The sequence below is a fragment of the Streptomyces sp. 8N114 genome, assembly GCF_052245835.1.
In the GTDB taxonomy this organism is placed as follows: Bacteria; Actinomycetota; Actinomycetes; order Streptomycetales; family Streptomycetaceae; genus Streptomyces.
In genome coordinates, this window is record NZ_JBQQBT010000019.1 from 106,105 (window position 1) to 119,849 (window position 13,745).

Below are 13,745 nucleotides of genomic sequence, written 5' to 3' on the forward strand. Positions count from 1 at the left end.
CGTCTGAGCGAGGGCGCGGCGGGGGGCGCGAAGCTCAAGAACGAGTCCAAGGCCCGACGGCTCTGCCCGGCCACGGCTGAACCACCCGACCGGCCTCCCCTCAAAGGCCGGGGAAGTGCTCTTCCAGCACTTCAGGATCCTCGCCCTCCTCTTCCAGCGCTCGCCGGACCACCCGGAGAGCGAGGCCCTCGGAGTAGCCCTTACGGGCCAGCATTCCGGCGAGCCGGCGGAGGCGCTTGTCTCTGTCGAGCCCCCTGGTGGAGCGCAGCTTGCGGGCCACCAGGGCGCGTGCCGTCTCCTCCTCGCGCTCGGAATCGAGCTGGCCGACGGCCTCGTCGATCACCGTGGAGTCCACGCCTTTGGTCCGCAGTTCGCGGGCGAGCGCCCTGCGGGCCAGCCCCCGGCTGTGATGACGGGACTCCACCCAGGCTGCGGCGAACGCGGTGTCGTCGATGAGGCCGACGTCCTCGAACCTGGCCAGCACTTCCTCGGCGGCCTCCTCGGGCACCTCGCGTTTGCGGAGCGCGTCGGCGAGTTGCTGACGCGTCCTGGGCGTACCGGTGAGCAGCCGCAGGCAGATGGCTCTGGCCCGCTCGACCGGATCCGCCGGCTCCGCGTCCCCCTCCTGCCCCCGGCCCCCGGCCCGGCCTCGGCCCGGTTTCCGGGCCGACGCACGCGATGGTCCCGCTTCGGCCCTCGACGAAGCGGGACCATCGCTGTCCTGAACGTCCGCCACCGGGCCGGCTTCAGCCCAAGGGGCGGAGGCCGGGACCGGTTCCGGGGACGGGGTGTACTCCGGCCAGTCGCTGCGCCGTGTCACGGGCTAGCTCTTGGCCGCTGCGGCCTTGGACGTCTTGCTCGTCTTCGCCGTCTTGGCCGCCGGGGCCGGAACGGTCTTGGCCGCTGCGGCGTCCGTGCCGTCCGGCGTGGCCGCCGCTGCGGGAGCTGCCGGGGTACTGTCCGCGGCGTCCGCGCCGGGCTCGCCCGCTGGATCCTGCGGCTGTACGCCGATGCCCAGCTTCTCCTTGATCTTCTTCTCGATCTCGTTGGCGAGGTCGGGGTTGTCCCGCAGGAAGTTGCGGGCGTTCTCCTTGCCCTGGCCGAGCTGATCGCCCTCGTAGGTGTACCAGGCGCCGGACTTGCGGATGAAGCCGTTCTCCACGCCCATGTCGATCAGGCCGCCCTCGCGACTGATGCCCATGCCGTAGAGGATGTCGAACTCGGCCTGCTTGAAGGGCGGCGCGACCTTGTTCTTGACGACCTTGACGCGGGTGCGGTTGCCGACGGCGTCCGTGCCGTCCTTCAGGGTCTCGATCCGACGGATGTCGAGCCGCACCGAGGCGTAGAACTTCAGCGCACGGCCACCGGTGGTGGTCTCCGGAGAGCCGAACATCACGCCGACCTTCTCACGGAGCTGGTTGATGAAGATCGCGGTGGTCTTGGACTGGTTGAGCGCACCGGCGATCTTCCGCAGCGCCTGGCTCATCAGCCGGGCCTGGAGGCCGACGTGGGAGTCGCCCATCTCGCCCTCGATCTCCGCCCGGGGCACCAGCGCCGCGACCGAGTCGATGATGATCAGGTCGAGCGCGCCGGAGCGGATCAGCATGTCGGTGATCTCGAGGGCCTGCTCGCCGTTGTCCGGCTGGGAGAGGATCAGCGCGTCGGTGTCGACACCGAGGCGCTTGGCGTACTCGGGGTCGAGCGCGTGCTCGGCGTCCACGAAGGCCACCGTGCCGCCTGCCTTCTGGGCGTTGGCCACCGCGTGCAGAGTCAGGGTCGTCTTACCGGAGGACTCCGGTCCGTAGACCTCGACCACACGGCCGCGGGGGAGACCGCCGACGCCGAGGGCCACGTCAAGGGCGGTCGACCCGGTGGGGATGACCTCGACCGGCTCGTTCGGCCGCTCGCCCATGCGCATCACGGCGCCCTTGCCGAATTGCCGTTCAATCTGCGCGAGCGCGGCGTCGAGCGCCTTCTCGCGGTCGGTTCCTGCCATGGGTGCCACCCGGTTGTTTGCTTGAGTCGATCGCTTCACGTCTCAAGACGCTAGCGCCTGCCACTGACAATCGGTCCGGACCCGCGCTCTCTGGGCCATGGCCTGAGCGGCGTGCTCACCGGAGCCTCTATAAGAATCGATGTTCGATTTTTGCGTCAAGTCGCCCCGTTTTCCTGTGGATAACTCAGAAAAGCCCAGGTGAGAGGTGGTTTTGAGGCGGTCTCGCGGAGGCGCTTCAAGCCGTGCGCCGACGGAAAAGCACCCCGTTCATCGGCTGCGCCGCCACCGCCACCGTCCGCGTCCACTTCCGCCTCGGCGCCCCCATGTCCTTCTCCCGGGCCTCTCGTCCGGCACGTCGTAGCGCTTCACATACGCGCTGAGGAACCCCTGGAGTGTCGCCATGGCGGGGATCGCGACCAGCGCGCCGACGACCCCCATCAGCGAGGTCCCGGCGATCACCGAGCCGAAGGCGACGGCGGGATGGATGTTCACGGTCCTCGCGGTGATGCGCGGCTGGAGGATGTAGTTCTCGAGCTGCTGGTAGATGACGATGAACACCAGCACCCACAAGGCCGACCAGGGATCGACGGTGAACGCGATCAGCAACGGCAGCGCGCCGGCGATGTAGGTACCGACCGTGGGCACGAACTGCGAGACCACCCCGACCCAGACGGCCAGCGCGGCGGCGTAGGGCACCCCGAGCAGTTCCAGGAAGACGTAGTGCGCACCCGCGGAGATCAGCGCCATCAGCGCACGCGAGTAGATGTAGCCCCCGGTCTTGGCCACCGCGATCTCCCAGGCACGCAGCACCTCCGCCTGCCGTGCGGGCGGCAGTACGGAGCACAGCGCCACCCGCAGCCGGGGCCCGTCGGCGGCGAAGTAGAAGGTGAACAGGGCGACCGTCAGGAGTTGGAAGACCCCGCCCAGCACGGTCGCGGAGATGCCCCACACGTTCTGCGCTCCGCTGCGCAGAAAGCTCTGTGCCCAGTCGGAGTGGATGACCTTGGAGCGGAGCTTGTCGACGTCCAGATCGGTGTGGAAGTGGGCGTTGCTCCAGCGCAGCACCTCGGAGACGTATCGGGGCAGGTTCTCCACGATGCGGCTGATCTGCTCGGCGAAGAGTGAGCCCAGCGCCGCGAAGAATCCGGCCGCGGCGGCCAGGAGCACCACGGAGACCAGCGCGGTGGCCGGCCCGCGCCGCATACCGCGCCGGGCCAGACCCGCGACGGCAGGCTCCATGGCCAGCGCCAGGAAGAACGCGATCAGAACGTTCAGCAGCAGTCCGAGAGTGCGCAGGAATGCCCAGCTGAGGATCTGGTAGGCACCGAAGAGGGCCAGGGCGAGCACGAAGGCACGCGGCAGCCAGCGCGGCATGCGTGCGGACCGCAACTCCCGATCCGGCCCCTGAGCAGTCCCCGGCGATCCCCCACTCCCACCCTGCGGTCCCCCACCCCCGCTCGGTGGCCCCGCACTCGCGTCCGGAGGGCCGTCCGCACCGCTCCTGTCGGCGTGGTTCTCGGCACCACCGTCCCGCTCCCCGTCGCCGTCCCTCTCGTCCCGGTCCCGGTCGCCGTCGTCTGGTGCACCCACCGGGCAAGTTTCGCGCCCTGGAACACGGCGCCCGGCAAACGACTCACCTCTTGTGCGCCGGTACCTCCATGACGTCACACACCACGCGCCAGACGTCCTTCGCGTCCCAGCCCGCGGCGAGAGCCTCGTGCACCGTCCGGCCGCCGAGACCGGACATCACGTGGTCGTGCGCGAAGGAGTCGGCGTATGTCTCGCCGAAGTGCTCCGCCATTCGCTGCCAGAAGTCCGTCAACCGCATGACTCCAGTATCCCGCCCTGAAGGGTTGGCTCCGGCCGACAGCCGTGACCCGGGGACCGCGCGGGCCTACCGTCGGAGAATGGCTCCCTGTGGATCGGTTCTCTCCCGCGCGGAGAATTTCATCTGGCTGACAGCGCGCGTGCTGGAACAGCGGCGTTTCGAGCACGACTTCCTGGACGGCGACCCGAGCACTGTCGAGACCGCCCTCGACGCCTATCGCAATGCCGACGGCGGCTACGGCCACGCGCTGGAGCCCGACCTGCGCGGTCCCGTGAGCCAGCCGCTGCACACGGCCACCGCTGTGCAGGTACTGGACAGCATCGGGCGCTGTGCCGGGCAGCGGGTGGAACGCATCGGCCGCTATCTGACGGCGGTCTCCACACCGGAGGGTGCCCTGCCCGCTGTACACCCCTCGCTGCGCGGCTACCCCGTCGCGCCCTGGATCCCGGTGCAGGACTCGCCGCCCAGCGACCTGCTGGCGACCGGCCCGGTGGTCGGCACCCTGCACCGCAACAGCGTCTGGCACGCCTGGCTGTTCCGCGCCACGGACTACTGCTGGAGCACCATCGAGTCCATGGGCAAGACCCATCCGTACGAGGTGCGGGCAGCGCTCGCCTTCCTCGACGGCGTCCCCGACCGGCCGCGCGCCGAGGCCGCGGCGGGTCGGCTGGGCACTCTCGTTCGCGAGCAGCGGCTCGCCGTGACGGAACCGGACCGCACGGCCGACTTCCCCCTCCCCGACGGCTACGCGCCGGGCGAGTACCACTATGTGACCGACTTCGCGCACCGGCCCGATTCCCTGGCCCGCCGCTGGTTCTCCGACGCGGAGCTGCAACGCGGACTCGACCACCTGGTCAGCCGCCAGCAGGACGACGGCGGATGGGAGATCAACTGGCGCAAATGGGCCCCCGGAACAGCCCTGGAGGGGCGCCCTCTGGTCACCTTGGAGGCCCTGCACACGCTGCGCGCGTACGGACGGCTCTGACATACGCCCACGGCGGGCGGGCGCGCTCACGGCGGTTGCGGCAGCGCGCCAGAACGGTTGCGGCAGGGGCACCCTCAACAGGCGAGGGTGCCCCCTGGCGCGTCAGACGCAGTCGCCGTCGCAGTCATAGACGAACAGCGTGCCGCAGCAGTGCGCCACCGACTTCCGTCCACCTCTGCTAACCCAGCGCCCGCACCCCGGCCGTCACCAGCACGGCGGCGGCAACGACCACGAGGAACGGCGCCCGCAGGACCAGTGCGAGCCCGGCAGCAGCGAGCCCGGCTGTACGGGCGTCGAGTACGAGCGTCGTTCCCTCGGCGAACGTCTGCTGAGCGATCAGTGCCGCCAGCAGCGCCACCGGCAGCAGCGCTGCCAGCCGCTGGACCAACGGCCGCTCCAGCACGCCCGTGGGCACCGAGAGACCGAGCAGCTTCACCAGATAGCAGCCGAGGGCCGTGGCCCCGATGGCGATCCACACGTTCACCGCGACTCCTCCTTCGCCGTCCGCTTTCCGGCTCGCCCCGCCGACTTTGCATCTCGCTCCGCCCACTTCCCTGGCAGCGCTCTGCTGTGCACGAGCAGGACGAGAGGTGCCGCCAGGGCTGCCACCAGGACCGGCACACCGGCGGGCAGCACGGGCAGCAGGCCCAGGCCCAGGACGACGGCGAGTCCGGCTGTCGCCCGCTCGACGCCGCCTCGGAGCATGGGCGCCAGTAGCGCGAGGAAGGCCGCAGGGCCGGCCACGTCCAGGCCCCAGGCGTTCGTGTCGCCCAGTGCTTCCGCACCCAGCGCGCCGAGCAGGGTGGTGAGGTTCCACAGGACGAACAGTGTCGCCCCTGTCACGGTGAAGCCGAGCCGGACGGCGTGCTGTCCGCGCTGCGCGAGAGCGACGGCCGAAGTCTCGTCGATCACCCAGTGCGCCGCTGCGAGCCGCGCACCACCGCGCAGCCCCAGAAGACGGGACAGCCGTAGTCCGTAGAAGGCGTTCCGGAAGCCCAGGAAGAAGGCACCGGCAGCGGCCGTCAGTGGACCGCCACCGGCGGCCAGCGCGCTGACGAGGGCGAACTGCGAGGCCCCGGTGAACACGAACAGGCTCAGCGCACACGTCTGGGCCAGGGAGATGCCGGCACCGGCGGCCGTCACACCGAATGCGAAGCCGGACAGCCCGACGGCGATCCCGACGCCCAGCGCATCCCGTACGACTGCACGATCGTCCCTTTCGACAGCACCGTCGTCCCGTACGACAGCACTGCCGTCCGGTCCGCCCTGTGGGCTTTCCGATGCGCTCTCATCGGGTGTGTCCGGTATGGCGGGGGTTTCGCGCGCCGGACCGGTGTCCGGCGCCTTCGGTTGGTCGAAGGTTTCTCTCTGCTGTGGCACACGGCCACGCTAGGAGGCCGGGGACCACCCGTTCTTGTACGTTCTTGCACGCCCGCGGCGGTAGGCGCCGGGCGGGACGCCCATGATCCGCCCGAAGTGCCGCGTCAGATGGGCCTGGTCCGTGAAGCCGACGGCGGTGGCGGTCTCGGCGAGCGGCAGTCCCGCGTCCAGCAGGGCACGTGCCCGGTGTACGCGCGCGTCCGTCAGCCAGGTGTGCGGCGGCATTCCGTACACCTGCCGGAAGGCGCGCAGCAGCGCGAAGGGGCTGGTACCCAGCTCGGTGGCGAGGCGCTCCAAGGACGGCGGGTCCGCCATCCGCTCCTCCAGCACCGCGCGGGCCCGCAGCGCGTACCGGGCGCCCGCAGTGCGAACGGACCGCTCGGGCAGCGGGCCTCCGTGCAGCCGCAGGAGCCGGGCGACCACCGCATGCATGAGAGTGTCGGCGGCCAGCGCGTTGCCCTCCTCAAGGGCTCGGTGGATCGCCTGCACATGGCGGGCCGAGACGGAGTCGTCGGCCGTGGGGGCGGTGAATCCGGGGGTGCCCCGGATGGTGGTGGTCTCGGCCGCGATCCGGGCCACCAAGGAGGCGTCCGGGTAGAGCACCTCGTACGACCAGCCCTCGGGCGTCCCGGCGTGCCCGGTGTGCGTCGTGTCGGGGTTGATCAGAGCCAGTCCTCCGGGGCCCACCCGGTGCACGCTGCCGCCGTGGTGGAACGCCTCCACGCCTTCCGTTATCGCGGCGATCACATAGGTCTCGTGGGTGTGCCGCGCGAAGATCTTGCGTATGTAGCGTGCACGCAGCAGGTCGACACCGGGCAGCTTCGGCGACTGCCAGTAGTGCGCGCTCTCCCTCTGCGTCATGCCCCCATTCTCCGCCCCGGCAGCGCAACGACCGGGCCCCGCCCGCACCGCCCGCGCCCCGGCTTCCGGCGCTGCCTTCGGCGCCGGCCTCAGGCCGCTGTCAGTGGCGTGCTGCACGATGGGGAGCATGGGTCGGACATCGGCGCTGGACGCCTTCTCACCTGCGACCCGTGCATGGTTCACGGGCGCCTTCAGCGAGCCCACTGCGGCGCAGGAGGGGGCTTGGCGTGCGCTTGCCGAGGATTCGGACGCGCTGGTGGTGGCGCCGACCGGGTCCGGCAAGACGCTGGCCGCATTCCTCGCCTCGCTGGACGCCCTCGCCGCAACGCCGCCCCCCGCCGACCCGCTCAAGCGCTGCCGCGTGCTGTACGTGTCGCCGCTGAAGGCGCTCGCCGTCGATGTGGAGCGCAACCTGCGCAGCCCGCTCACCGGCATCCGGCAGGAGTCGCTGCGGCTGGGCCTGCCCGAGCCGGAGATCAAGGTCGGGATCCGCTCCGGTGACACCCCCGCCACCGAGCGCAGGTCGATCGCCCGCCGTCCGCCGGACATCCTGATCACCACGCCCGAGTCGCTGTTCCTGATGCTGACCTCCGGCGCCCGGGACGCGCTCGGTGGCGTCGAGACGGTGATCGTCGACGAGGTGCACGCGGTGGCGGGCACCAAGCGCGGCGCTCATCTGGCGCTCTCCCTGGAGCGGCTGGACCAACTGCTGGAACGGCCCGCGCGCCGTATCGGGCTGTCGGCGACCGTACGCCCGGTGGACGAGGTGGCCCGCTTCCTCTCGCCCCGCCGGAACGCCGCGATCGTGCAGCCGCCCTCGGGCAAGCAGTTCGAGCTGTCGGTCGTGGTGCCTGTCGAGGACATGGGCGAGCTGGGCAGTTCCCCGGCGCAGGACGCAGCGGGAACCGACGGCTCGGGCCCGGGTGGTGGCGGCAAGCCGTCGATCTGGCCCTCGGTGGAGGAGCGGATCGCCGATCTCATCCAGGAGCACCGCTCCACCATCGTCTTCGCCAACTCGCGCCGCCTGGCCGAACGGCTGTGCAACAGGCTGAACGAGATCGCCTACGAGCGAGCCACGGGCGAGCCCATGCCCGAGGACCACTCACCGGCCGAACTGATGGGCAACGCGGGCGCGGTCACCGGTGCCCCGGCGCTCATCGCCCGGGCACACCACGGCTCCGTCTCCAAGGAACAGCGCTCCCAGGTCGAGGAGGACCTCAAGGCAGGCAGGCTGCCCGCCGTGGTGGCCACCTCCAGCCTGGAGCTGGGGATCGACATGGGTGCGGTCGATCTGGTGATCCAGGTCGAGTCGCCGCCCTCGGTCGCCTCGGGGCTGCAACGCGTGGGGCGGGCGGGTCACCAGGTGGGTGCCGTCTCGGCAGGCGTGGTCTTCCCGAAGTACCGGGGCGACCTGGTGCAGTCCGCCGTGGTCACCGAGCGGATGCGCGAGGGGGCCATCGAGGCGCTGCGCGTCCCCGCCAACCCCCTGGACGTCCTCGCCCAGCAGATCGTCGCCATGACGGCTGTCGACACGTGGGACGTGGACGAGCTGCTGGCTCTCGTGCGGCGGGCAGCGCCCTTCGCCGCGCTCCCGGAGTCCGCGTACACGTCGGTGCTGGACATGCTCGCCGGGAGGTATCCGTCCGACGCGTTCGCCGAGCTGCGCCCGCGCCTGGTGTGGGACCGGGTGGCGAACACGGTTGCCGGCCGGCCGGGAGCTCAGCGGCTGGCCGTCACCTCCGGCGGCACCATCCCGGACCGCGGACTGTTCGGGGTCTTCCTGGCGGGCGCCGACCCCAAGAAGGGCGGCGGCCGTGTCGGGGAGCTGGACGAGGAGATGGTCTACGAGTCCCGGGTGGGCGATGTCTTCACCCTGGGGACGACGACGTGGCGGATCGAGGACATCACCCGGGACCGCGTGCTGGTCACTCCCGCGCCCGGGGTGCCGGGCAGGTTGCCGTTCTGGCGGGGCGACCAGCTGGGCAGGCCGCTGGAGCTGGGCCGGGCGCTGGGCGCATTCCTGCGCGAGATCGGCTCGCTGAGCCGCGAGCAGGCCGAGGAGCGGCTGACGGCCTCCGGCATGGACGCGTTGGCGATCAGCAATCTGCTGGCCTACCTGGGGGAACAGCGCGAGGCGGCAGGACATGTGCCGGACGACAGGACGATCGTCGTGGAGCGTTTCCGCGACGAGCTGGGCGACTGGCGCATCGTGGTGCACTCCCCGTTCGGTGCGCAGGTGCACGCCCCCTGGGCGCTGGCCATCGGCGCCCGGCTGTCGGAGCGGTACGGCATGGACGCCCAAGTCATGCACGCCGACGACGGACTGGTGCTGCGGCTGCCGGACGCCGAGCTGATGGACCTCGACCTGTTCGACCCGAAGTTCGACACCGACCTCGACGCTGAGCCCCGCTCCCCCCGCACACCGGAACAGGACCTCCCGGCAGACCCGGACCAGCCGCCGCTGGGCGTGAGCGACGTGCTCTTCGACAAGGGCGAGATCGAGCAGACCGTCACCGACCAGGTGGGCAGCTCGGCGCTGTTCGCGGCCCGATTCCGGGAGTGCGCCTCGCGCGCACTGCTGCTGCCGCGCCGCAGCCCGGGGAAGCGCACCCCGCTGTGGCAGCAGCGGCAGCGCGCCTCCCAGCTGCTCCAGGTCGCCAGCGAGTTCGGCTCCTTCCCGATCATTCTGGAGGCGGTCCGCGAGTGCCTCCAGGACGTGTTCGACCTGCCGGGCCTGACAGAGCTGATGGGCGACATCGAGTCCCGCCGGGTGCGGGTGGTCGAGGTCACCACTCCGGAGCCGTCCCCGTTCGCCCGCTCCCTGCTGTTCGGCTATGTGGCGCAGTACTTGTACGAGGGCGACTCCCCGCTGGCCGAACGCCGGGCCGCCGCGCTCTCCCTGGATTCGCGGCTGCTGTCGGAACTGCTGGGCCAGGCGGAGCTGCGGGAACTGCTGGACGCCGACGTACTGCACGAGTTGGAGCGCGAGCTCCAGTGGCGCACCGAGGACCGCCGCCTCAAGGACGTGGAAGGCGTGGCGGACCTGCTGCGGCTGCTGGGCCCACTCACCTCCGAGGAGCTGGCCGAGCGCGGCGCGGAGCCGGGCTGGGCACCCGAGTTGGAGGCGACCCGCCGGGCCATCCGGGTACGGGTCGCGGGCCGTGAGCACTGGGCGGCGGTGGAGGACGCTGGACGGCTGCGGGACGCACTGGGTGCCGCACTGCCGGTCGGCGTACCCGAGGCGTTCACCGAGCCCGTCGCCGATCCGCTGGGCGACCTGCTCGCGCGCTACGCCCGTACGCACGGCCCGTTCACCTCCGCCGACGCCGCGGCCCGCTTCGGTCTCGGCACCGCCGTCGCGGACGGCGCACTGCACCGGCTGGCGGCGAGCGGGCGACTGGTGCAGGGCGAGTTCCACCCGTCCGGGATCGGCCAGGAGTGGTGCGACGCAGGCGTGCTGCGCAGGCTGCGCCGCCGTTCCCTGGCGGCGCTGCGCCAGGAGCTGGAGCCGGTCGCACCACAGGCGCTGGCCGCCTTTCTGCCGCAGTGGCAGCACGTGGGCACCAACAGCCTGCGCGGTGTGGAGGGACTGCTGCGCACAGTGGAGCAGTTGCAGGGCGCGCCCGTTCCCGCGTCCTCGCTGGAGAAGCTGGTGCTGCCCGGCCGGGTCGCGGACTACGCCCCGCCCATGCTGGACGAGCTGACCGCCTCCGGGGAGGTCGTCTGGGCGGGTGCCGGGGCGCTGCCCGGCAAGGACGGCTGGATCTCCCTCCACCTGGCCGACACCGCCCCGCTGTTGCTGCCTCCCCCGCACCCCTTGGAGCTGACACCTGTGCACCAGGCGGTGCTTGCCGCGCTGGAGGGCGGATACGGGCTGTTCTTCCGGCAGCTCGCCGAACGAGCACGCGCCGAGCACCCGGAAGCGACCGATCCACACATCACCGAGGCGCTGTGGGACCTGGTGTGGTCGGGCAGGGTCACCGGCGACACGCTCGCACCGCTGCGGGCGCTGCTGGGCTCGGGCCGTACGGCGGGATCGACGGCGCACCGGGCCAAGCGGCCCACCCCACGCGGGCGTTACGGCTCCTTCACCGCGGCCGCGGTTGCCGCGGGCAGCGGTGTCGGGCGCCGGGGGCCGGGCCGCGCACCGGCCTCCGCGCCACCGACCGTCGCCGGCCGCTGGTCGCTGCTGCCCACGCCGGAGAGCGAACCCACCCACCGGGCACACGCGTTGGCCCGGACGCTGCTGGACCGGCACGGTGTGGTGACGCGTGGTGCCGTGGCCGCCGAAGGGGTGGAGGGCGGTTTCTCCGCGGCGTACCGCGTGCTGTCGGCCTTCGAGGAGAGCGGGCAGGCGCGACGCGGTTATGTGGTCGAGGGCCTGGGCGCCGCGCAGTTCGCGATGGACGGCGCCGTGGACAGGCTCCGCGCGGTCAGCACGGCCCGCGAACGGGAGGGCGAAGCGCCGGGTGCGTACGGCGGGCTGGGGGCGTACGGCGGGTCGCGCCGGGGCGGCGCCCGCACCGGGCCGCGCGCGCTGGTGCTGGCCGCCGCCGATCCCGCGAACGCCTACGGCGCGGCTCTGCCCTGGCCGTCGCCCCCACCGGGCGCCACACACAAGCCGGGCCGCAAGGCGGGCGCCCTGGTGGTGCTGGTCGACGGTGTGCTGACGCTCTATGTCGAACGGGGCGGCAAGACGCTGCTGGCCTGGACACACGACCCCGAGTCGCCGGAGGGTCCCGCCGGGGAACCCGAGGCGGCCCCGTATGCCGACAGCGAGGCAGGCACCGCCCGGCTGGCCGCCGCCGTCGAGGCGCTGGCCCAGGCAGCACGCGAGGGAGCGCTGGGTACCGTCACGGTGGAGCGTGTCAACGGCACTGCGGCCCTCTCCGCCCCGCTGGGCACGGCGCTGGAGGCCGCGGGCTTCCACCCGACCCCGCGCGGTCTGCGGCTGCGGGCGGGCTAGCCGACCGACGGCGGCGCCCTATCGCCTGCGGCTGCCGTCCCGCCACCACTGCCGCCGACACAAGGCCGGCCCGCGGCAGCTCCCCGTCAGCCCTCGTCGTCCGTCTCTTCGTACGTCCCGTCCGTCTCGTCGTACGACGTCTCGGTCGCCAGCATGATCTGGCGGAGGAGGCCGGAGAGTAGGCGCTGTTCATGCCAGTCGAGCGTGCCGAACAGGCGGCGTTCTTCCTCGCCTGCCGCCTCGATGGCGGCGAGCCAGGTGGCGTGCCCCTCGTCGGTCAGTTCGAGCTGGTCGCCCCCCTCGCCCTCGGCCGAAGACCGGCGGCCGGCGGACTTACGAGCCACGAAGCCGCGCTTCTCCAGTACGTCCAGCCGCTCGGACAAGGCGTTGGGCGCCGCCCCCAGGTCGATGGCGAGCTGGGTGAGGTCTCTGCGTCCGCCGTGTCCGGCGAGCATGTGCAGCGCCTCGTGCTCCTCCCGGCGCAGTCCGAACTCCGCCAGGGCCCGCTCACCCGCCCGTCGCAAATGGTCGGCGAGAAACTGCATGCGGGTGACGGCGCCCTCGATATGGGGGTTGAGCTCGGGCAGCACCGGCTGCCAGCGGTCCACATGGTCGTCGACCCAGTCCCGCGCCCCCTCCAGCGCGTCCCTCTGCTCGGCCTCGGCCTCTCCGTCCACATCGAGCGCGTCGTGCTGTCGTTCGTATCCCCACTGCCCCATGGCCCCGGATCGTATCCCGTGATCGTCTCCCACTTCTCGCCGCTGTCCCCTGTTCGGTCAGTGGTACCTGCGACCATGGGCATATGTCCTTATGGGGCCGCTGATGACGGACGATGCCGCCAGCATGCCGGAAGATCACTGAAGGGGTGACGGTCGGATGCCCGAGGGAGACACCGTCTGGCGTACGGCGCACACCCTGCACTCCGCGCTGGCCGGGCAGGTGCTGGCCCGTACCGACTTCCGGGTGCCCCGGCTGGCGACCGTCGATCTTTCCGGCCGCACGCTGCTGAACGTGACCCCGCGGGGCAAACACCTGCTGATGCGCGTCGAGGGTGGCCTGACGGTGCACTCGCACCTGGGCATGGAGGGCGCCTGGCGCGTGAAGGCCAACCCGCCCGGCAGGACCAGCTCTCCCGGCGGCTTCGGACCGGCTCACCAGATCCGCGCCCTGTTGGCCACCGGCTCGCACACCGCGGCCGGAATCCGGCTTCCCGTACTGGAACTGCTGCGTACGGCGGAGGAGTTCACGGCGGTCGGCCATCTGGGGCCGGATCTGCTCGGTCCCGACTGGGACGCGGCCGAAGCGGAGCGGCGGCTGCTCCAGGACCCGGCACGGCCGCTGGTCGAGGCGCTGCTGGATCAGCGCAACCTCGCCGGCATCGGGAACGTCTACGCGGCCGAACTGTGCTTCCTCGCCCGCACCTCCCCCTGGGCTCCGGTCAGTTCGCTGTCGGCTCCGCTGCCTGCCCGCCTGCTCACGGCGGCCAAGCGCCTGCTGGAGGCGAACAAGGACCGCGTCCGCCGCCGTACGACCAACAGCCCGCGCCCTGACCGCAATCTGGCCGTCTACGGCCGTGAGAACCGCCCCTGCTACCGCTGCGGCACCCCCGTCCGCACAGGCTCACACGGCCCGCCGGACCGTCCGCGCACGGTCTGGTACTGCCCGCACTGCCAGCCGCCGCACAACGGGGAATCACCCGTCGACCGCAGCAACGACTCATAGACGACCA

Annotated in this window: 11 protein-coding genes; 3 read left to right on the top strand and 8 right to left on the bottom strand. The window is 71.7% G+C overall.

Annotation, left to right across the window (positions count from 1 at the left end; translation table 11 throughout):
• Positions 1-100: 100 nt before the first annotated feature.
• From recX to ACTWQF_RS28655, 4 genes are all read right to left on the bottom strand, one after another.
• On the bottom strand, positions 101-820 hold the full coding sequence (recX, locus tag ACTWQF_RS28640) for a recombination regulator RecX (RefSeq protein WP_443282598.1): 720 nt from the start codon (positions 818-820) through the stop codon (positions 101-103).
• A gap of 3 nt (positions 821-823) precedes the next feature.
• Entirely contained in the window at positions 824-1,996 is a 1,173-nt protein-coding gene (gene recA / locus ACTWQF_RS28645; RefSeq protein ID WP_443282599.1) for a recombinase RecA, read from the bottom strand.
• A 267-nt stretch (positions 1,997-2,263) separates the two neighbouring features.
• Positions 2,264-3,370 (bottom strand): AI-2E family transporter, encoded by a 1,107-nt coding sequence (locus ACTWQF_RS28650; RefSeq protein WP_443282621.1) that lies wholly within the window; start codon positions 3,368-3,370, stop codon positions 2,264-2,266.
• 259 nt (positions 3,371-3,629) lie between these two features.
• A complete protein-coding gene (locus tag ACTWQF_RS28655; protein WP_443245287.1) occupies positions 3,630-3,824 on the bottom strand; it encodes a DUF3046 domain-containing protein in 195 nt (64 codons plus the stop codon).
• Positions 3,825-3,903: 79 nt separating this feature from the next.
• Between ACTWQF_RS28655 and ACTWQF_RS28660 the strand changes: the two genes are divergently transcribed.
• A complete protein-coding gene (locus tag ACTWQF_RS28660) occupies positions 3,904-4,809 on the top strand; it encodes a hypothetical protein (RefSeq protein WP_443282600.1) in 906 nt (301 codons plus the stop codon).
• Between the two features lie 178 nt (positions 4,810-4,987).
• On the opposite strand, the gene ACTWQF_RS28665 is transcribed toward ACTWQF_RS28660, so the two are convergent.
• From ACTWQF_RS28665 to ACTWQF_RS28675, 3 genes are all read right to left on the bottom strand, one after another.
• The gene (locus ACTWQF_RS28665) at positions 4,988-5,293 is read right to left on the bottom strand and encodes an AzlD domain-containing protein (protein WP_443282601.1); all 306 of its coding nucleotides are present in this window, start codon (positions 5,291-5,293) and stop codon (positions 4,988-4,990) included.
• Entirely contained in the window at positions 5,290-5,997 is a 708-nt protein-coding gene (locus ACTWQF_RS28670; RefSeq protein WP_443282622.1) for an AzlC family ABC transporter permease, read from the bottom strand. The genes ACTWQF_RS28665 and ACTWQF_RS28670 overlap by 4 nt, the downstream gene beginning before the upstream one ends.
• A 201-nt stretch (positions 5,998-6,198) precedes the next feature.
• Entirely contained in the window at positions 6,199-7,050 is an 852-nt protein-coding gene (locus ACTWQF_RS28675; RefSeq protein WP_443282602.1) for an AraC family transcriptional regulator, read from the bottom strand.
• Between the two features lie 127 nt (positions 7,051-7,177).
• On the opposite strand from ACTWQF_RS28675, the gene ACTWQF_RS28680 reads away from it, so the two are divergent.
• Positions 7,178-12,016 (top strand): DNA glycosylase AlkZ-like family protein, encoded by a 4,839-nt coding sequence (locus ACTWQF_RS28680; RefSeq protein ID WP_443282603.1) that lies wholly within the window; start codon positions 7,178-7,180, stop codon positions 12,014-12,016.
• An 86-nt stretch (positions 12,017-12,102) separates the two neighbouring features.
• Here the strand turns inward: ACTWQF_RS28680 and ACTWQF_RS28685 are convergent, their stop codons facing one another.
• The gene (locus ACTWQF_RS28685; protein ID WP_443282604.1) at positions 12,103-12,735 is read right to left on the bottom strand and encodes a MarR family winged helix-turn-helix transcriptional regulator; all 633 of its coding nucleotides are present in this window, start codon (positions 12,733-12,735) and stop codon (positions 12,103-12,105) included.
• Positions 12,736-12,892: 157 nt separating this feature from the next.
• Here ACTWQF_RS28685 and ACTWQF_RS28690 point away from each other — a divergent pair, with 157 nt between their 5' ends.
• Complete coding sequence (locus ACTWQF_RS28690; protein ID WP_443282605.1) at positions 12,893-13,738, top strand: Fpg/Nei family DNA glycosylase; 846 nt, start codon at positions 12,893-12,895, stop codon at positions 13,736-13,738.
• Positions 13,739-13,745 lie beyond the last annotated feature (7 nt).

Excerpts from the sequence above, each read along its gene's own strand:
- ACTWQF_RS28655 (WP_443245287.1), bottom strand. The coding sequence starts at position 3,824 with ATGCGGTTGACGGACTTCTGGCAGCGAATGGCGGAGCACTTCGGCGAG.
- ACTWQF_RS28680 (WP_443282603.1), top strand. The coding sequence starts at position 7,178 with ATGGGTCGGACATCGGCGCTGGACGCCTTCTCACCTGCGACCCGTGCA.
- ACTWQF_RS28675 (WP_443282602.1), bottom strand. The coding sequence starts at position 7,050 with ATGACGCAGAGGGAGAGCGCGCACTACTGGCAGTCGCCGAAGCTGCCC.
- ACTWQF_RS28690 (WP_443282605.1), top strand. The coding sequence starts at position 12,893 with ATGCCCGAGGGAGACACCGTCTGGCGTACGGCGCACACCCTGCACTCC.
- ACTWQF_RS28660 (WP_443282600.1), top strand. The coding sequence starts at position 3,904 with ATGGCTCCCTGTGGATCGGTTCTCTCCCGCGCGGAGAATTTCATCTGG.
- ACTWQF_RS28650 (WP_443282621.1), bottom strand. The coding sequence starts at position 3,370 with ATGCCGCGCTGGCTGCCGCGTGCCTTCGTGCTCGCCCTGGCCCTCTTC.
- recA (WP_443282599.1), bottom strand. The coding sequence starts at position 1,996 with ATGGCAGGAACCGACCGCGAGAAGGCGCTCGACGCCGCGCTCGCGCAG.
- ACTWQF_RS28685 (WP_443282604.1), bottom strand. The coding sequence starts at position 12,735 with ATGGGGCAGTGGGGATACGAACGACAGCACGACGCGCTCGATGTGGAC.